Source organism: Intrasporangium zincisolvens, assembly GCF_034724055.1.
In the GTDB taxonomy this organism is placed as follows: Bacteria; Actinomycetota; Actinomycetes; order Actinomycetales; family Dermatophilaceae; genus Monashia; species Monashia zincisolvens.
Genome location: NZ_JAWIIL010000002.1, coordinates 578,418 through 596,577 on the forward strand (window position 1 = coordinate 578,418; position 18,160 = coordinate 596,577).

Here is an 18,160-nt window from a genome sequence, read left to right on the forward strand (position 1 = left end):
ACCAGCCCCCCTGCCGGGAGCGTGTCGTCGACGCGCGCGCCTGGACCTTCGCCGACACCCCTCAGTGGCGGACGGGCGGCCCCTGATACGCCCATCCGCACCGGATCCGGTACAGACTCGGTGGATGCCGCTGCGTACCCGCACCCACTGGTTCGGCGTCGTGCTCGATGCCCCCGACGCGTCCGAGCTGGCGCACTTCTACCAGCGCCTGCTCGGGTGGACGCTCTTCAAGGACACCCCGGGCTGGGCGACGCTCGCGCCGTCGGCCGACCACGGCTACAACCTGGCCTTCCAGCAGGAGCCGAACTACGTGCGTCCGGTCTGGCCGAGCGAGCCGGGCCGCCCGCTCATGATGCTGCACCTCGACCTCGAGGTCGACGACCTCGAGGAGGCGGTCGCCCACGCCGTCGGGGTCGGCGCGGAGGTCGCGCAGTTCCAGCCACAGGAGGACGTCCGGGTGCTGCTCGACCCGGCCGGCCACCCGTTCTGCCTCTACGTCGACGACGGCGAGGGAGCTCCCGAGGCAGAGGATGCGCCAGGCTCGAGCGCGTGACCGCCACGACCGGCTCGACCCGGTGCGATCGCGGACTGGGCCCTGTTCGCGTCGCCAGGCAGCTGGCCCTCGCGCTGGTGGTCGGGGGCGCGTGGGGCGTCGTGAGCTCGATGGTGAATGTCGCGCGAGTGCCCTGGTTGCAGTACCTGAGCCGCATCACGGGGGAGCCGTGGTCCTGGTGTGTCGTCGCCTTCGGGATCGGTTTCGCGTTGAGGAACCTGAGATGGTCGCCCGTCTTCGGCGCCCTCGGGCTGCTCGCCGGCATGGTCGGCTACTACGGCACGGACCTGCTGCGTGGTGTCTACTCCGTCAGTGCCGGTGTCAAGTGGGACTGGTGGTGGGGCGACCTCAGGGGCTGGTCGCAGGTGGGGCTCGTGGCTGGGGCCGTGTTCGCCCTGGCAGGGGCCGTGGCACGCAGGGGCGGCGCGATCGGGGCGCTTGCGCTGCTGGCTCTGCCTGCGGTGACGGTCTATCCGACCCTCTTGGGTCGACGACCGCTGTCAGGCCTGTGGGAGCGCCCGAGCCTGCTCACCTGCCTCGCCCTGTCTGTCACGGCGACGTCGTTGGTACTGCTGGCACGAGCGGCGATCACCGCGGGCCGGTCACGGGCCAGAAGGGGGGAGCGGGGTCAGGCCGGTGGCCCGAACAGGGCCTCGATGCTCGCGATCAGGCGTTCCCGCAAGCGTTGACCGCGTTCGGCGAAGACGCGCTGCTCGGCGACGTAGGCCGCCTTGCCCTCGGTCGTCTCGATCCGCACCGGCTCGTAGCCGAGCTCGCGCAGGTCGTAGGGGGCGGCGCGCATGTCGAGCGAGCGGACGTCGCGGGCCAGCTCGAAGCAGTCGGCCACGAGGTCGGACGGCACGACGGGCACGAGCTTGTGCGCCCACTTGTACAGATCCATGCCGGCATGGAGGCAGCCGGGCTGCTCGAGCTCGACCTGACTCGCCCGCGTCGGGCTCAGCGCGTTGAGCGGCGCGGCGTCGGGGGTGAAGAAGCGGTACGCGTCGAAGTGCGAGCACGCCAGCTGGTGCGACTCGACGACCGCGTCGGTGCCCTCGGCCCCGAGGCGCAGCGGCCAGGCGGAGTGGCGCACGTCCGAGGGCTCGAGCCGGTACACCATGGCCCACTCGTGCAGCCCGAAGCAGCCGAACCGCCCCGGTCGTCCGGCCGTTCGCACGAGCAGCTCTCGGACGAACCGCGCCGTGTCGCCGCGTCGCTCGAGGAACGCCTCGACGTCGACGGTCACAAGCCCGGACGCGTCGACGCGGTAGAAGCGCCAGTCCCGTTGCGGCGCAGGACCGTCCAGCGCCACGCCGGGGCCGGGATGCCAGCGCCGCAGCTGGGAGGGCGTGAACGAGTAGTACGTGAAGAGGAAGTCCTCGACCGGGTGGGGCCGCCCGTCACGGCGGCGCGCCCGGTGCCCGGCGGTCGCGGCGTCGACCCGGGCCTCGTGGGCGCGGGTCCGCTCGCGCCACTCGGGCTCGGTCAGGACGTGCACGCGTCGAGGGTAGGTGATCGACGCGTCGGGGCCCGCACGCCCGAGCACCCACGGGGCCGCGCCGCGCCCGGCGACGGCCGCGCGCCGGGCACGGTGCTGGAGCAGGATGGGCCCATGGCACCCGCCGACGAGCTGCCCACCCACCTGCTGCACCGCCTCACGTCCTACTCGCCCGACCGCGAGTGGACCGAGGTGTCGCCCGACGACCGGCTCGTGCAGGACCTCGTGCCGAACGACCTCGCGCACCGGCCCCGCTGGTACAAGGACTACGGCGACGACCTGCCGCGCACCCTGCTGCCCCAGGAGCTCCCCGCGAGCAGCGTGCCGGCGACCGCGGTCCTCGCGGGCACGGCCGACGTCGCGACCGCCCGCCTCGACCTGGCGGCACTGGCCCGTCTGCTGTACCTGTCGGCCGGGGTGACCCGCCGCACGACGCGTCCCGGCGCGGGCACGCTGCTCTTCCGGGCCGCGGGGTCGGCCGGCGCGCGGTTCCCGCTCGAGCTCTACGTCGCCGTGCCGCGCTCCGCGGGGGCCGACGCCGGTGAGGTCGCCGCCGACGTGCCGCCGGGGCTGCACTGGTACGACCCGGAGGCCCACGCGCTCGTCACCGTCGGCCCACCCCCGTCGGGGGAGTCCGTGACCCTCGTCGTCACCGGGATCCCGTGGCGCACCGGCTGGCGGTACCGCGAGCGCGGTTTCCGGCACGTGTACTGGGACGCAGGCACGATGCTCGCCCAGACTCTCGCGCTCGCCGACTCCGCGGGCGTCCCGGCGAACCTCGTCACCACCTTCCCCGACGCCGAGGTCGCCGCACTCGTCGGCGCCGACCGCATCCGCGAGTGGCCCGTCGCGCTCGTCGTCCTCGGCGACGGCCGGCCTGCGATCCACCCCACGGGTGACCCGCTCCCGGGGCGCCACGACGCCGACGGACGCGAGTTCCCTCTCGTCACAGCCGCCCAGCGGGCGGGGGAGCGCGACGCCCTCGGCCAGGCCCACGCGCGGGGGCCGGCCGTGCCCGTGCTGTCGGTCGAGCCAGGGCCGAGCACCGACGAGGTCGTCGCGAGCAAGGGCTCGATCCGCCGGCTGCACCGCGACCGCTCGGTGCCGCGCGTCCTGCTCGTCGACGCGATGGCGGCGGCGACCCGTGGGGTCGACGTGCCGCACTGGGTCGGGGTCGGCGCCGTCGACGGCGTGCCCACCGGCATCCACCGCTGGCCCGACGTGGCCGAGGCGGTGCGGCCGCTCGACGAGGCCACCGTCCGCGACGAGCTGTTCTCGGTGGCCCTCGAGCAGGGCCTGGCCGGCGACGCGGCGTTCGTGGCCATGAGCGGCGTGGACCTGGCGACGCTCGACGACCACGGCTACCGCGATGCCCAGCTGCTCGCCGGCCTCGTCGAGGGCCGGCTGCACCTCATGGCGTACGCGCTGGGTGCCGCGGCATCCGGGATGACCTTCCGCGACAGCGACCTCGCCCACCTCCTCGGCGCCGACGTCGCGGGGCTGCTGTGGACGTGCGTCGGCGTGCCCGAGTACCGGACGCGTCCGAGCGGCCTGCCCGGTTCGCCCGCGGACGTCACCATCGTCTGGCCGCGGTGATCGCCCCCGGTCCCGAGCGGGGTCGGCCTACGCTCGGTCCCGTGGGCCCCGCCGACTGGTACCTCACCGCCGACGAGCGGGGCAACCCGGCGACGCGCCTCGACCGGCGCCACCCCGGCGGGCGTGCCTGGACCGAGGGCAACCACGTCACGCCCCTCGTCCACGGGGCGGCGTACTTCGCGGCCCTCGCCGAGCACGTCTCACGGATGGCGGCGGGGGACCTGCTGCTCTTCGTCGACTGGCGCGGCGACCCGGACGAGCGGCTGGGCGGCGCACCCGGCAGCGAGGTGGGCACCCTGTTCGCCGACGCGGGCCGCCGGGGCGTCGACGTGCGCGGCCTCGTCTGGCGCTCGCACTGGGACCGGCTCGCGTTCTCCGCCGAGGAGAACCGCCACCTCGGCGAGGAGGTCGACGCCGCGGGCGGCGAGTGCTACCTCGACATGCGGGTGCGCCTCGGTGGGTCCCACCACCAGAAGTTCGTCGTCCTGCGCCACCCCGGCCGGCCCGAGCGCGACATCGCCTTCCTCGGCGGCATCGACCTGTGCCACAGCCGCCGTGACGACGCCACCCACGCAGGTGACCCGCAGCCCCAGCCCATGGCGAAGGTCTACGGCCCCCGGCCCCCGTGGCACGACCTCCAGCTGGCGCTCACCGGTCCCGTCGTGGGCGACGTCGAGACGGTCTTCCGGGAGCGGTGGGAGGACCCCCAGGCCCTGAGTCGCTCCCCGGTGCGGTGGGCCGTCGACACCGTCCGCGGGGACCGGCCGACCCGACGCCCGCTCCCGCCCCAGCTGCCCGACCCGGCGCCCACCGGCCCGCACCCGGTGCAGCTGCTGCGCACCTACGGCCACCGCCTCGGCGGCTACCCGTTCGCACCACGCGGCGAGCGGAGCGTCGCGCGCGCCTACGCCAAGGCGTTCGCGAGAGCCCGACACCTCATCTACCTCGAGGACCAGTACCTGTGGTCGCCGCAGGTGTGCGCGGTGCTCGAGGCGGCCCTGCAACGCGCACCGGCTCTGCGCGTCGTCGCCGTGCTGCCGCACCAGCCCGACCAGGACGGCGCCCTGAGCCACGCCCCGAACCTCGTGAGCCGGGCCCGCCTGCTCCGGCAGCTCGAGGCCGTCGCGCCCGGACGTGTCGCCGCCTACGGCGTCGAGAACCCGGCGGGGACACCCGTCTACGTCCACGCGAAGGTCTGCGTCGTCGACGACGCGTGGGTCACGGTCGGCTCGGACAACTTCAACCGACGCTCGTGGACCCACGACTCGGAGCTGTCGGCGGCCGTCGTGCACGAGGAGTTCGCCAGGGACCTGCGCCAGAAGCTGGCGCGCGAGCACCTCGACACCGAGCACCCGCCGGCGCTCGAGGAGCACTTCGAGGCCTACGCCGACAGTGCGCGGGCGCTCGCAGCCTGGCACCGCGCCCCGGCGTCGGCGCCCCGGCCCCCGGGCCGGCTGCGCCCGCTCGACCGCCCGGACCAGACGCGCCTCACCCGGTTGTGGGCCGACCCGCTGTACCGGCTCGTCTACGACCCCGACGGCCGGCCGCTGGACCTGCGGCTGCGGCGCACCCTCTGAGGCGCCATCGGAGCCACTCCCGGGGCAGCACCTCCCCGGTGGCTAGGGTGGTGCCCGTGCGCATCGCGAGGTACACGACCGGGGAGGACCCGGCATACGGCATCGTCCAGGGCGACCCCGGGCAGGAGGTCATCACCCCGCTCGCCGGCGACCCCCTGTACGTCGGGCTCCAGCCGAGCGGCCAGGGCCCGGTCATGCTCGAGGACGTGCGCTTGCTCGCCCCGGTCATCCCGCGCTCGAAGATCGTGGCCATCGGCAAGAACTACGCCGACCACGCCAAGGAGATGGGCGGCGAGGCGCCGGCCGAGCCGATGATGTTCTTCAAACCGAACACCGCCGTCGTCGGCCCGTTCGACCCGGTGGTCCTGCCGGCCGGGAGCAGCGAGATCTCCTACGAGGGCGAGCTCGCCGTCGTCATCAAGACGATCACCAAGGGCGTCAAGGCGGAGAACGCCGCCGACTGCATCTACGGCTACACCGTCGCCAACGACGTCACGGCCCGCGACTGGCAGCGCACCGACGGCCAGTGGGCGCGCGCCAAGGGCTTCGACACCAGCTGCCCGCTCGGCCCGTGGGTCGAGACCGAGCTCGACCCGGCCGACCTGTCGATCGTCACGACGCTCGACGGCGAGGTGAAGCAGGACGGCTCGACGGCCGACATGATCCACGGCATCGCCGCCATCATCGAGTACGCCTCGGCCGCGTTCACCCTGCTGCCCGGCGACGTCATCCTCACCGGTACCCCGGCCGGCGTCGGCCTCGTCGAGGCCGGTCAGCAGACCACCGTCGAGATCGAGGGCATCGGCTCGCTGACGAACACCTTCGTCAGGCGCTGAGCCCCGACCCGACCTTAGGGTCGGGCCATGAGCAACGACGACGTGACCCAGCAGACGTCCCCGAGCGACGCGCCGCCCGCTGCCGAGAAGGAGCCCTACACCGGCCGTCACGCAGGCCCGGGCGAGCCCGACCAGGGGCCCGACGAGGACGCCACCTACGACGCCCGCCACGACGACGTCGACGGCCCGCCCGGAGCCGCCGCGCGCTGACGGCGCCGACCTGCCGTCACGCACTCGCCGTACCGACGCCGCCGCCCGGCCACTCCCGGGCAGGCGGCGTCGCCGTGTCTGCCTCGTCGAAGGCGTGCCGGCGCGCCCACTAGGCTGGGCCGCACCATGAGCGACAACAGCACCAGCACGGGCCTGCCGACCACCACCGCCACCGACGCCACAGACGCTGTCGAGGTCCGCAGCGAGCAGCCCGAGCGCCGGTCGACCTCCGACGGCTCCGGTCCGGTCCGCACCCGCGTCGCGCCCTCGCCGACCGGTGACCCGCACGTCGGCACCGCGTACATGTCGCTGTTCAACCTCGCCTTCACCCGCCAGCAGGGCGGCCAGTTCGTGCTCCGCGTCGAGGACACCGACCGCGCCCGCTTCCGCGAGGACTCCGAGGCCCAGCTCTACGACACCCTCGCGTGGCTCGGGCTGCACTGGGACGAGGGGCCCGACATCGGTGGCCCCTTCGAGCCCTACCGCCAGAGCGAGCGGCTCGACACCTACCGGCCGTACGTCGACCGCCTCATCGCGGACGGGCACGCCTACTACTGCTGGTGCTCCAAGGAGCGCCTCGACGAGATGCGCGAGATCCAGCAGAAGACGAAGCAGCCCACCGGCTACGACCGTCTCTGCGTCGGCAAGACCCGCGAGGAGCGCGCCGCCCTGCCCGGCTTCACCGAGACGCCCGTCGTGCGCATGCTCATCCCCGACGACGTGCCGCTCGTCTTCGACGACGTCATCCGCGGCAAGGTGTCGGCGCCCCGCCCCGACGACCAGGTCATCCTCAAGGCCGACGGCTTCCCGACCTACCACATGGCCGTCGTCGTCGACGACCACCTGATGGGCATCACGCACGTCGTGCGCGGCGAGGAGTGGATCTCCTCGACGCCCAAGCACGTCCTGCTCTACCGGTGGCTCGGGCTCGACGCGCCGCGGTTCGCGCACATGCCGCTGCTGCGCAACACCGACAAGTCGAAGATCTCCAAGCGCAAGAACCCGGCCGCGCGCCTCACGTGGTTCCGCGAGCAGGGCTACCTGCCCGAGGCGCTCGTGAACTTCCTTGCGCTGCTGGCCTACCCGCCGCAGCAGGACGCCGAGGGCAACGACGTCGAGGTCTTCACCTTCGGAGACTTCAGCCGCACCTTCGACTGGGCCAAGGTCAACCCGATCGGGCCGATCTTCGACCTCAAGAAGCTCGAGTGGCTCAACGGCGTCTACATCCGCCAGCTCGAGGTCGGCGAGTTCGCGAGCCGGCTGCTGCCCTACCTCGTCGAGGCCGGCATCCTCGGCGAGACGCAGTCGCTCGGCGAGCTCGCGCGCCTCAAGGCCGTCGCCGAGCTGATCCAGACCCGCATGGCGCTGCTCACCGAGGCGCCGGCGCTCGTCGGCCCCTTCTTCGTCGCCGACGACCAGCTCGAGATCCACGACGACGCCCGGGCCCAGCTCAAGGACGACGCGGGCGACGTGCTCGACGCCGCCCTGCGCGTCCTCGGCGACATCGACGACCACGGGCCCGGCGTCCTCGGCACCGGCAGCGCGTGGAACGCCGCGACCATCGAGGAGGCCCTGCGCACCGCGATCGTCGAGGGCCTCGGCATCAAGCCGCGCTTCGCCTTCGGCCCGCTGCGCACCGCGGTGTCCGGCCAGCGCATCTCGCCGCCGCTGTTCGAGTCGATGGAGATCCTCGGCAAGACCTCGACCCTGGGGCGCCTCCGGGCGCTGCGCGACTCCCTCTGAGGGCGGGGTGCAGGGGGTGCTCGACCGCGTCTGGCCGCTGCACGGCATCCGGCTGGCCATGGCCGACCTCGACCTCAGGGTCATGACCGAGGCCGACCTGCCGGAGGTCTGCGACGTCCTGCCGCCCGACCTCGAGCTCAACCCCCACGCCACCACGTACGCCGGCCTCGACGTGCCCGCCAACCGGCGGGCCGTCGTGGTCCAGGGGTACTGGCGTGCCCTCGGGATGTGGTCGCCCGAGGACTGGGCGCTGCCCTTCGTCGTGCGTCGGGCGGGGCGGATCATCGGCGGGCAGTGGCTCGAGGGGCCCGACTACCGGGCCGACCGCACCGTCGACTCGTCGTCGTGGCTCGTGCACGAGGCCCGCGGGCGCGGGTACGGCCGGCAGATGCGTGCCGCCGTCCTCGAGCTCGCTTTCGGCCGTCTCGGCGCCCGGGCGGCGATCTCCTCGGCGGTTGTCGACAACGCGGCCTCGCTCGGTGTCTCCTACCGCCTCGGCTACCGCGACACCCACACCTCGGTGCTCGAGCACTCGGGGGAGCGGCTCCAGCACGTCCGCCTCGAGCGCGCGGCCTGGCTCCGCGGCGGGCACGGGGCCGACGTCGGCATCGAAGGGGTCGAGGCTGCCCTGCCGCTCTTCGGCCCGCTCCCGGGGGCGGGTGCCTCGTGACCGTCGCCGACGCGTCGGGCGACGCCCTCGCCCTCGTGCTCGACGGCGCCCGGGCCTTGCTGCTCGACGTCGACGACACCATCGTCGACACCCGCGAGGCTATGGTCGTGGCCGGCACGCAGGCGCTCGGCGCGCTGTGGCCCGGCCGCGACGGCGACCACCGCGCCATGGCTGAGCGGTACTACGCCGACCCGGAGCGCTGGTTCCCGAGGTACGCGTCGGGCGCGATCGCCTTCGAGGCGATGCGCTCCGGCCGCCTCGCCGAGGTGGCCACGGCGTTCGGGGCCGACCTGCCGGCCGAGGCCTACGAGGTCTTCGAGGACGCGTACGCGCCCGCCTTCCGCGCCGCGCAGCGGCTCTTCCCGGACGTCCCGCACCTGCTGGCCACGGCCGAGGACGCCGGACTGCCCGTGGCCCTGCTCACGAACTCCGCCTCGGCCCCGACGCAGGTCAAGCTCGAGGCGCTCGACCTCGCGGCGCGGTTCGACGTCGTCGTCACGACCGACACCCTGGGCTTCGGCAAGCCCGACCCCCGCGTGTACCGGGAGGCCTGCCGCCTCGTCGGCGTCGACCCCGACGTCGTCGTGTGCATCGGCGACAGCATCGCGTGGGACGTCCTCGGGGCGCGCGATGCCGGTCTGCGGGCGCTGTGGCTCGACCGCGCGGGGCAGGGCACCGACGAGGACGTCGTGGTCGTCGACGGGCTGGACGTCGTGGCCGAGGCGCTGCGCACGACCCGATTTGGGGGTTCGGTGGTCGACCGGTAACATTTCCACTCGGTTCACCACCGCAGAAGGCCGCAAGGCGCGCTCGGGAGTGAAACCCCTTGGGGTATGGTGTAATTGGCAACACTACGGTTTCTGGTTCCGTCATTCTAGGTTCGAGTCCTGGTACCCCAGCTCTGGTTCTCCCTCGGGAGAGCCGATTCGGAGAAATCCTCGCCAGCCGGTAAGGTTCTCTCCTGTGCCGAGTCGATCGGCACCGCTCACGGCCCCGTTGTGTAGCGGCCTAGCACGCCGCCCTCTCAAGGCGGTAGCGCGGGTTCGAATCCCGTCGGGGCTACGTGATGCTCGCAGGAGCAGCAGAAGACCCCGGTCCTCCAGGACCGGGGTCTTCATGCATGTCGGGCACCGGTTCACTCGCGGCGCGCCCGCACCCCCGCCAGGGCGAGCTCGCGCATCGAGGCGCCTGGCAGGTAGGCCGACGTCAGGGCCAGGCCGACCCGCGGCAGGGCCGCCTCGTCGCGGAAGACGAGGTGCAGCGGCACGCTTCGCGGCGAGAACTTCTGCTTGAAGCTCTCCAGCGACCGGAAACCGTAGAGCGGCTCCAGGGCCTCGCCGAGCGCGCCGAGGAGGCGGTCGAGCGGCTCGACCCCCGCGTCCGCGTCCGGGCCCGCACCCCCGGCGTGCGCCAGCGGGGCCCCGGACAGCGACACGACCTCGGCGCCCGCCTCGCGGAAGGAGAGGCACGCGCTCGCGATGAGGAACTCGGTGACCGGGCGGAAGCCGTCGGGCAGGCGCCGCATGACATCGAGGGTCCACCCGCGCACCACCCCGCCACCGGCGTGCACCGGCAGCCACGACGTGACGCCGTGGACGGTGTGGTCGGCGTCGACGGCCAGACCGACGCGCACGTGCGGGTCGAGCGCCTCGTCGACGCCGCCGAGGGTGAAGCCCATCTCGGGCAGCCCCTTGTCGCCCACCCACAGCTCGGAGATCGCGCGCACCTGGCTCAGGACGCCGCGCGGCATGTCGGCCAGGTGGCCCTCGCGGTAGGTGACGCCCTCCTTGGCGGCACGGTTGAGCGCGGTGCGGACGTCCTGCCAGCGCTTGCCCGTGAACTGGAGCGTCGGCAGTTCGATGAGGGCCTCCTCGGCGACCGTGAGCGACCGGTAGCCACGGTCGGCGCCCCACGTGCGGACCTCGTCGCTGACGGAGAAGAAGCAGACCTGCCGGCCTCGGGCCTCCTGGTCGTCGACGAACGCCGCGAGGACACAGGCCCGCGCGGCGACGTCAGCGGCCACCGGGTCGCCGAGGGCCACGGCGACGCCGCGGTGCACCTGGTGGGCGACGTAGCCGAGGGGCCACGCGCCGGACGCAGGGGTTGCGCCAGACGTGCCGGACGTGCCGGACGTGCTGGACGCGTCACCTGGTTGATCAAGGTCGGCGGCGGGCAGGAGGAACCAGGCGTTGTCCTCCCACGTGCCCATCCACGAGGTCGTCGTGCCGCCGTGCCGCTCGAGCAGGGCGATGGCCGTGTCGCGGTCGTCCGGCGCGGCCGTCCGGGCGGCGAGCTCGGCCCGCTGGCGTCGGTGCGTGCGCGCCCGGAAGGCCGAGCGTCCGGCCACGAGCACCCCCAGCTGCAGCGACCACAGCAGCACGTCGACGACGAGCTGCGGGACCGCCGAGACGATCTCGTCGCCCGGTCCGAGCCGGTCCGGCGCCAGGACCTCGACGACGAGCACCGCGACCCCCGCGAGCAGGCCGAGCGTAGTCAGGGCGCCGGCCAGCTGCCACACCCGCCGCGAGCCGTGCCGCAGCCCGTCGGCGAGCAGCACCGACACGCCGGCCCCGACGAGGACGCTCATGGCGTCGGCGTCGGTGGTGCTCGCACCCAGCGGGCCGTCGGAGGGCACGACGTAGAGGACGATCCGCACCGCGGCCGCCACGAGGAAGAGCGTGAAGGCGAGGACCCGCCACTCGTGCCGCGTGAACCGCACGTGCGGGCGCATCGGCGTCCGCCCGAGGAGATAGGGCCCGAGCAGGAGGCCGGCGCCTATCGCGAGGAGGTGCTCGAGGTCCCAGAGCAGCCCGATGTAGAGGAACGACAGCACGGCGTAGAGCGACAGCACGGCACGCAGGCGCCCGCGCCACGGCGGGCGCAGGCTGGCGGACGCCGCGGCCACGGCTCCCAGCGCGCCGGCGCTGAACCCGACGTCGAGGACGCCGGCCGTCGCCTGTGCCCACGGCCACGACGTGCTCGCCAGGGGCCGGAGCACCACCGAGGCGCCGAGGACGCCGGCCAGGTGGCAGGCCACGGCCGCGAGCGCCACCCGACGCGTGCCGAGCCGCAGCTCGGACCAGCCGAGCAGCACGAGCGCACCTCCGGCGACCGGCAGGTACTGGGCGGGGATGAGTGCGAAGAATGCGCCGGTGACCGGCGTCCACCAGCGGCCTGCCTCGAGGGCCGGGAGGCCGTAGGCCACGACGTCGAGCAGCGGCCGGTCACGCAGGGGTGACCACAGGGTCTGGGTCGCGGCGCCGAGGACGAGCATGGTCCCGACGACCGTGAGCGTGAAGGGGACCCGTCGCGCGAGCCCGAGCACGCGTGGGCGCGCCGCGCGCGAGGCACTGCTGGCCCGGCTTCCCCCTGCCTCGTCGACCGTCACGCGTCCCTCCCGTGTGCGCTGGCAGACGCCTCGGACTCTAGCCCTGCGGCCGCTGCGGCGCGGGCTTCTCGGCCACCCCGTCGAGCAGCTCCGCGCTGACGGCGACCTGGGCGACCCGGCGCAGGGCGAGCAGCACGGGGTCGGTCAGGACCGTGCCGAGGACGACGTGCCGCATCGCGTCGCCGGGAGCCATGTCTGCGAGCTCGGGCGCCACGTCGGTGCGTGCCACCGTGGTCATGGCCTCGAACCACGTGACGAGCTGGGCGTCGCTGACCGGCCAACCACCGGCGTCGGCCGCCTCGAGGGCGGTGGCCAGCTGGCGGCTCGCGGGGGAGAGGCCCTCGTCGGGCACCCCGAGGGCGGCGACGCGTCGGGTCGCGGGGGAGGGCGCTTCGGCCGGCGCAGCGCAGTGGGCCGGCCTGCCGGTGGGCCGCAGCGCGTCCTGGGCGACGCCGAGCAGGTCGTGACGCGTCGCCGGGGGCGAGTCGAGCGCGTCGACGACCTCGCGGACGCGCTCGAGGGGGAGGCGCCCGACCTCGGCTTCCTCGAGGCCCGCAGCCTCGTCGGCGGCGGCGGACCCACCGTCGTGCAGTACTGGCGCAGCGTCGAGGACGTCCACGCCTACGCGAGTGACCCGGACCGGCTGCACCGCCCGGCGTGGACGGCCTTCTACCGCCGCAGCCGCCGGGCCACCGGGGCCGTCGGCATCTGGCACGAGACGTACGCCGTGCCCGCAGGCGGGCACGAGAGTTTCTACGTCGCGACACCGCCGATGGGCCTTGCCAAGGCGTTCGGCGCGACCGCGGACCGCAGCCGCCGGCGGCACGCGCGGCTCGGGTCCGGAGAGCGGGCGGCCTGACCGATCGCGGCGGACGCGACCGGTCAGCCGAGCTCGCGCAGCCCGGGCAGGACGTCGGCGGCGAACTGGTCGAGGAACCGGGCCTGGTCGTGGCCGGGCGCGTGGAAGACCACGTGGTCGAAGCCCCAGTCGACGTACTGGCGCACGGCGTCGACCGCCTCCTGGGGGTCGCTCGTGACGATCCACCGCTTGGCGATCTGCTCGTCGCTCAGCTCGTCGGCGAGGCGCTCCATCTCGACCGGGTCGTCGACGCCGTGCTTCTGCTCGGCGCTCAGCGACAGCGGCGCCCAGAACCGGACGTTGTGCAGCGCCTTCTCGGGGTCGCGGTCGTAGGACAGCTTGATCTCGATCATCCGGTCGATGTCGCTGCGGGTGCGCCCGGACTTCTCCAGGCCCTCGTCGACGGCCGGCATCAGCTGGTCCTCGTAGAGCTCGCGGCCCTTGCCGGAGGTGCAGATGAAGCCGTCGCCCGAGCGTCCGGCGTACCGGGCCACGAGCGGCCCGCCGGCGGCGACGTAGACCGGGATGGGCTGCTCGGGGCGGTCGTAGATCGTCGCGGCGTGGGTGCGGTAGTAGTCGCCCTCGAAGTCGACGCGCTCCTCGGTCCAGAGGCGGCGCATGAGCCGCACGGACTCGCGCAGCCGGGCGAAGCGCTCCTTGAACTCGGGCCACGGCGAGCCGGCCGCGCCGACGGCGACCTCGTTGAGGGCCTCGCCGGTGCCGATGCCGAGGACGATGCGCCCCGGGTTGAGCGCGCCGAGCGTGCCGAAGGCCTGCGCGACGACGGCCGGGTTGTAGCGGAAGGTCGGCGTCATGACCGACGTGCCGAGGGTGATCCGCTCGGTGCGCTCGCCGGCTGCGGCGAGCCACGACATCGCGAACGGCGCGTGGCCCTCGTGGTGGCGCCACGGCTGGAAGTGGTCGGAGATGAACGCCGAGTCGAGCCCGACCTGCTCGGCCTGGGCGGCGAGCGTGACGAGCTCGCGCGGACCGAACTGCTCCGCGGACGCCTTCCAACCAACCTTGAGCACGATGCCTCCTGCGACTCGGGAACCGGTCCGGTCAGCCTACGTCCGCGGCGTCGGGCTCCCGCAGGGGCGGGTCACCAGTGGATGACGACCTTGTCGCCGATGCGTGACTCCCCGTAGAGCCGGACGATCCCGTCCCAGTCGCGCACGTTGACGCAGCCGTGCGAGGAGCCGGCGTAGCCGAGCCGGGCGAAGTTCGAGGAGTAGTGCACCGCCTGGCCGCCGGAGAAGAACATCGAGTACGGCATCGGCGTGTGGTAGAGGTTCGAGATGACGTCCTTCTTCTTCTTGTAGACCGTGAAGACGCCCTCGCGCGTGGGCAGCTCGTCGCTGCCGAACCGCACGTCGAAGCCGTACTGGGGGACGCCGTCGATGACCCACGTCAGGTGGCGGGTCGTCTTGCTGACGCACATGACGCGTCCGGTGAGGCAGCGCGGGTCGAGGTCGGCCGCGGCGGTGTCGGGCTTCGGCTTCGGCTTGACGTTGTTCAGCTCGTCGGCCGTGGGTCGCCGGGTCATCGACACGAGCTTGTCCCACGTCGGCTCGTCGAGGCTGCCGGTGGCGGCGACTCCGCGCTTGGCCTGGAAGCCCTGGACAGCGGTCTCGGTGCGGCTGCCGTAGAGGTCGGACACGTCGCCGTCGAACCAGCCGATCTGCTTCAACCGCGCCTGCAGCGAGCGGACCTTGGCCCCGGAGTCGCCGCGGCGCAGCAGGACGACGGGCGCGGGGGTGGGCGTCGCGCTCGGCGTCGCCGACGGCGTCGGCACCGGTGGGGCGGTCGTCGGGGGAGCGGTGGGCTCGGGCGTCGTCGGCTCGGGCGTCGTCGGCTCAGGCGTCGACGTGTCGGTGCTCGTCACGGTGGTGGTCGGGGTGGCTCCGGCCACGTGGGTCGCTGCCGGCTGGCCGCCGGCATCGGAGGAGCAGGCCGCGAGCGAGGCGACGAGCGCGCACGCGACGGCTACGAGCGCGCCCCGAGACCGCGAGGCGCGCGGGCCGGGCGCGGACGGGTGCGGGTGGCGCGTCGGACGGGCGGGCGACGTGAGAGCCGGCATGGGTTCCCCTGACCAGGACGGTCGGTGCCAGCTCCTGCTCGCACCGTGGTAGCACGAGGGTGACGCGCGGACCGTGCCGGAGGTTGTCCGAGCGGACGCCCCGCGCCGGATCGTGACCGATCCGTTGCGAAACGTCCGCTCGGGCGGGCCTGACGCGTCAGGCGTTGTGCTGCTGCTGTTGCTGCTGCTGCATCGCGTGGTGGCGGCGCAGCACCTCGGTCAGCTTGTTGGCGCCGGCGACGACGGTCGCAGCGTGCAGCCGCCCGGGCTGGCGCGAGAGGCGCTCGATCGGCCCGGAGATCGACACGGCCGCGACGACCCGTCCGGACGGGCCGCGCACCGGTGCCGAGACCGACGCGACGCCGGCCTCGCGCTCGGCGACGCTCTGGGCCCAGCCGCGTCGGCGCACGGCCGAGAGCGTCGTGGCCGTGAACGCCGCACCCTGCAGCCCGCGGTGCAACCGGTCGGGCTCCTCCCAGGCGAGCAGCACCTGGGCGGCCGACCCGGCGAGCATCGAGAGCGTCGCGCCGACGGGGATCGAGTCGCGCAGGCCGACGGGCCGTTCGGCGGCCGCGACGCAGATGCGCTGGTCGCCCTGGCGCCGGAACAGCTGCGCGCTCTCGTTCGTGTGGTCGCGCAGGGCGCCGAGCACGGGCCCGGCGGCCGCGAGCAGTCGGTCCTCGCCCGCCGCCGACGCGAGCTCACCGAGCCGCGGGCCGAGGACGAAACGGCCCTGCATGTCGCGCGAGACGAGCCGGTGGTGCTCGAGGGCGACGGCCAGGCGGTGCGCCGTGGGGCGCGCCAGACCGGTGGCGCCGACGAGCTGTGCGAGCGTGGCCGGACCGGCCTCGAGGGCGCCCAGCACCGTGGCCGCCTTGTCGAGGACGCCGACCCCAGAAGAGTTGTCCATGCACTGATATTGACGTCTCAGGCACTGAGACGTCAATCCATGACGCGCACAAAAGGGCGAGGCTTTCAGGACAGCGACGTCGCGAGCCGGTCCTCGGTGGCGCACGCGCTGGAGCAAGCCGAACGCCGCCCGGAGGGATGAGATGGCAGGGACACTGGCCGAGAAGGTCTGGGACGCACACGTCGTCAGGCGCGCCGAGGGCGAGCCCGACCTCCTCTACATCGATCTGCACCTGCTGCACGAGGTGACGAGCCCGCAGGCCTTCGACGGCCTCCGGCTCGCCGGCCGCCCGGTGCGCCGCCCGGACCTCACCCTCGCGACCGAGGACCACAACGTCCCGACGACGCCCGGCCCGATCACCGACCCCGTCTCGAAGGTCCAGGTCGAGACGCTGCGCCGCAACTGCGAGGAGTTCGGGGTCCACCTCTACCCGATGGGCGACGCCGACCAGGGCATCGTCCACGTCGTCGGCCCGCAGCTGGGCCTGACGCAGCCCGGCATGACCGTCGTCTGCGGCGACAGCCACACCTCGACGCACGGGGCCTTCGGGGCGCTTGCGTTCGGCATCGGCACCTCCGAGGTCGAGCACGTGCTCGCCACGCAGACGCTGCCGCTCAAGCCGTTCCGCACCCTCGCGGTCAACGTCGGCGGATCGCTGCCGGGCGGCGTCACCGCCAAGGACATCGTGCTGGCGGTCATCGCCAAGATCGGCACCGGCGGTGGCCAGGGCTACGTCATCGAGTACCGCGGCGAGGCCATCGAGGCCCTGTCGATGGAGGCCCGGATGACCGTCTGCAACATGTCGATCGAGGCCGGAGCCCGCGCGGGCATGATCGCCCCCGACCAGACGACCTTCGACTACCTGCAGGGTCGCCCGCACGCCCCGACGGGAGCCGACTGGGACGCCGCCGTCGCCGAGTGGACTGCGCTGCGCACCGACGCCGATGCCGTCTTCGACGCCGAGGTCGACATCGACGCCTCGAGCCTGACGCCGTTCGTCACGTGGGGCACCAACCCGGGCCAGGGGCTCCCGCTCGGCGACTCGGTGCCCGACCCGGAGTCCTTCGCCGACGAGAGCGACCGCCTCGCCGCGGCCAACGCCCTGACGTACATGGGCCTCGAGGCCGGAACGCCCTTGCGCGACATCAAGGTCGACACCGTCTTCGTCGGCTCGTGCACCAACGGCCGCATCGAGGACCTCCGGGCCGCCGCCGACGTCATCAAGGGCCGTCGGGTCGCCGACGGCGTCCGGATGCTCGTCGTGCCCGGCTCGGCCAAGGTGCGCCTGCAGGCCGAGTCCGAGGGGCTCGACGCCGTGTTCACCGACGCCGGGGCCGAGTGGCGCCTGCCCGGCTGCTCCATGTGCCTCGGCATGAACCCCGACACTCTGTCGCCGGGGGAGCGCAGCGCCTCGACGTCCAACCGCAACTTCGAGGGACGCCAGGGCAAGGGTGGTCGCACCCACCTCGTCAGCCCGCTCGTCGCGGCCGCCACCGCCGTGCGCGGCACGCTCTCGAGCCCGGCCGACCTCGGCTCCGCCGCCGAGCGCGCCGTCGCATCCAGCACCACCGGGGAGGCCTGAGCCATGGAGAAGTTCGAGACCCACACCGGGGTCGGGGTGCCGCTGCGGCGCAGCAACGTCGACACCGACCAGATCATCCCGGCCGAGTACCTCAAGCGCGTCACGCGCACCGGGTTCGAGGACGGCCTCTTCGCGGCGTGGCGCAAGGACGAGTCCTTCGTGCTCAACAGCCCGGTGTACGCGGGCGGCTCGGTGCTCGTGGCCGGCCCGGACTTCGGCACCGGTTCGAGCCGCGAGCACGCCGTCTGGGCGCTGATGAACTACGGCTTCCGCGTCGTCATCTCCTCCCGCTTCGCCGACATCTTCCGCGGGAACAGCGGCAAGCAGGGGCTGCTCACCGCCGCCGTCGCCCAGGACGACGTCGAGCTCATCTGGAAGCACCTGGAGAACAACCCGGGTGCCGAGATCGAGGTCGACCTGGTGTCCCGCACGGTCCGCGCCGGCGAGATCGTCGCGGCCTTCGACATCGACGACTACACCCGCTGGCGGCTGCTCGAGGGGCTCGACGACATCGGTCTGACCCTCCGACACGAGGACGAGGTGTCCGAATTCGAGAAGCGTCGCCCGAGCCACAAGCCGGTGACGACCCCGGTCTGACGTCCTGGCCGAAAACGCGCCCAGATCCTGCTCCAGAAGGCGGATCCCACTGTGACACAGT

General features: G+C 73.5%; 18 protein-coding genes and 2 tRNA genes. 14 read left to right on the forward strand and 6 right to left on the reverse strand.

The genetic code is table 11. From position 1 onward, the window contains the following. The first annotated feature begins 124 nt into the window (after positions 1-124). Together RY076_RS06980 and RY076_RS06985 are read left to right on the forward strand one after the other, a co-directional pair. Positions 125-553: a VOC family protein gene (locus RY076_RS06980; protein WP_323096873.1), complete on the forward strand. Its 429-nt coding sequence runs from the start codon at positions 125-127 to the stop codon at positions 551-553. Then, positions 550-1,242 carry a DUF6518 family protein gene (locus tag RY076_RS06985; protein WP_323096874.1) on the forward strand — a complete coding sequence of 231 codons (693 nt, stop codon included), beginning with the start codon at positions 550-552 and terminating at the stop codon, positions 1,240-1,242. Before RY076_RS06980 ends, RY076_RS06985 begins: the two co-directional genes overlap by 4 nt. On the opposite strand, the gene RY076_RS06990 is transcribed toward RY076_RS06985, so the two are convergent. Then, on the reverse strand, positions 1,182-2,051 hold the full coding sequence (locus RY076_RS06990; RefSeq protein WP_323097196.1) for a 3-methyladenine DNA glycosylase: 870 nt from the start codon (positions 2,049-2,051) through the stop codon (positions 1,182-1,184). The genes RY076_RS06985 and RY076_RS06990 overlap by 61 nt on opposite strands. Positions 2,052-2,165: 114 nt before the next feature. On the opposite strand from RY076_RS06990, the gene RY076_RS06995 reads away from it, so the two are divergent. The 9 genes from RY076_RS06995 to RY076_RS07035 all read left to right on the forward strand — a co-directional run bounded on the left by RY076_RS06995 (position 2,166) and on the right by RY076_RS07035 (position 9,745). Next, positions 2,166-3,647: a nitroreductase family protein gene (locus tag RY076_RS06995; RefSeq protein WP_323096876.1), complete on the forward strand. Its 1,482-nt coding sequence runs from the start codon at positions 2,166-2,168 to the stop codon at positions 3,645-3,647. Between the two features lie 41 nt (positions 3,648-3,688). After that, entirely contained in the window at positions 3,689-5,224 is a 1,536-nt protein-coding gene (locus RY076_RS07000; RefSeq protein ID WP_323096877.1) for a phospholipase D family protein, read from the forward strand. 56 nt (positions 5,225-5,280) lie between these two features. Next, positions 5,281-6,060: a fumarylacetoacetate hydrolase family protein gene (locus RY076_RS07005; RefSeq protein ID WP_323096878.1), complete on the forward strand. Its 780-nt coding sequence runs from the start codon at positions 5,281-5,283 to the stop codon at positions 6,058-6,060. Positions 6,061-6,087: 27 nt separating this feature from the next. Then, positions 6,088-6,270, forward strand: a complete 183-nt coding sequence (locus tag RY076_RS07010; protein WP_323096879.1) for a hypothetical protein — start codon at positions 6,088-6,090, stop codon at positions 6,268-6,270. Between the two features lie 303 nt (positions 6,271-6,573). Continuing rightward, entirely contained in the window at positions 6,574-8,013 is a 1,440-nt protein-coding gene (gltX, locus tag RY076_RS07015) for a glutamate--tRNA ligase (RefSeq protein WP_413785750.1), read from the forward strand. A gap of 7 nt (positions 8,014-8,020) precedes the next feature. Next, positions 8,021-8,683, forward strand: a complete 663-nt coding sequence (locus tag RY076_RS07020; RefSeq protein WP_323096881.1) for a GNAT family N-acetyltransferase — start codon at positions 8,021-8,023, stop codon at positions 8,681-8,683. Next, complete coding sequence (locus RY076_RS07025; protein ID WP_323096882.1) at positions 8,680-9,450, forward strand: HAD family hydrolase; 771 nt, start codon at positions 8,680-8,682, stop codon at positions 9,448-9,450. The genes RY076_RS07020 and RY076_RS07025 overlap by 4 nt, the downstream gene beginning before the upstream one ends. A gap of 60 nt (positions 9,451-9,510) precedes the next feature. Continuing rightward, a tRNA-Gln gene (locus tag RY076_RS07030) sits at positions 9,511-9,582 on the forward strand. 90 nt (positions 9,583-9,672) lie between these two features. Beyond that, positions 9,673-9,745: transfer RNA gene (locus RY076_RS07035), tRNA-Glu, on the forward strand. 73 nt (positions 9,746-9,818) lie between these two features. Here RY076_RS07035 and RY076_RS07040 read toward each other — a convergent pair. Then, positions 9,819-12,071 carry a bifunctional lysylphosphatidylglycerol flippase/synthetase MprF gene (locus RY076_RS07040; RefSeq protein ID WP_323096883.1) on the reverse strand — a complete coding sequence of 751 codons (2,253 nt, stop codon included), beginning with the start codon at positions 12,069-12,071 and terminating at the stop codon, positions 9,819-9,821. A 37-nt stretch (positions 12,072-12,108) separates the two neighbouring features. Continuing rightward, positions 12,109-12,423, reverse strand: coding sequence for a hypothetical protein (locus RY076_RS07045; protein ID WP_323096884.1), 315 nt, complete (start codon positions 12,421-12,423; stop codon positions 12,109-12,111). A gap of 57 nt (positions 12,424-12,480) precedes the next feature. Between RY076_RS07045 and RY076_RS07050 the strand changes: the two genes are divergently transcribed. Continuing rightward, entirely contained in the window at positions 12,481-12,930 is a 450-nt protein-coding gene (locus RY076_RS07050) for a monooxygenase family protein (RefSeq protein ID WP_323096885.1), read from the forward strand. Between the two features lie 23 nt (positions 12,931-12,953). On the opposite strand, the gene fgd is transcribed toward RY076_RS07050, so the two are convergent. The 3 genes from fgd to RY076_RS07065 form a co-directional block, all read right to left on the reverse strand. Further along, positions 12,954-13,961 carry a glucose-6-phosphate dehydrogenase (coenzyme-F420) gene (gene fgd / locus RY076_RS07055; protein WP_323096886.1) on the reverse strand — a complete coding sequence of 336 codons (1,008 nt, stop codon included), beginning with the start codon at positions 13,959-13,961 and terminating at the stop codon, positions 12,954-12,956. A 71-nt stretch (positions 13,962-14,032) separates the two neighbouring features. Beyond that, on the reverse strand, positions 14,033-15,010 hold the full coding sequence (locus RY076_RS07060; RefSeq protein ID WP_323096887.1) for a L,D-transpeptidase family protein: 978 nt from the start codon (positions 15,008-15,010) through the stop codon (positions 14,033-14,035). A gap of 157 nt (positions 15,011-15,167) precedes the next feature. Then, positions 15,168-15,920 (reverse strand): IclR family transcriptional regulator, encoded by a 753-nt coding sequence (locus RY076_RS07065; RefSeq protein ID WP_323096888.1) that lies wholly within the window; start codon positions 15,918-15,920, stop codon positions 15,168-15,170. Between the two features lie 142 nt (positions 15,921-16,062). Between RY076_RS07065 and leuC the strand changes: the two genes are divergently transcribed. Beyond that, positions 16,063-17,502: a 3-isopropylmalate dehydratase large subunit gene (gene leuC / locus RY076_RS07070; RefSeq protein ID WP_323096889.1), complete on the forward strand. Its 1,440-nt coding sequence runs from the start codon at positions 16,063-16,065 to the stop codon at positions 17,500-17,502. Between the two features lie 3 nt (positions 17,503-17,505). After that, positions 17,506-18,099 carry a 3-isopropylmalate dehydratase small subunit gene (gene leuD, locus RY076_RS07075; protein ID WP_323096890.1) on the forward strand — a complete coding sequence of 198 codons (594 nt, stop codon included), beginning with the start codon at positions 17,506-17,508 and terminating at the stop codon, positions 18,097-18,099. The last annotated feature ends 61 nt before the right edge of the window (positions 18,100-18,160 follow it).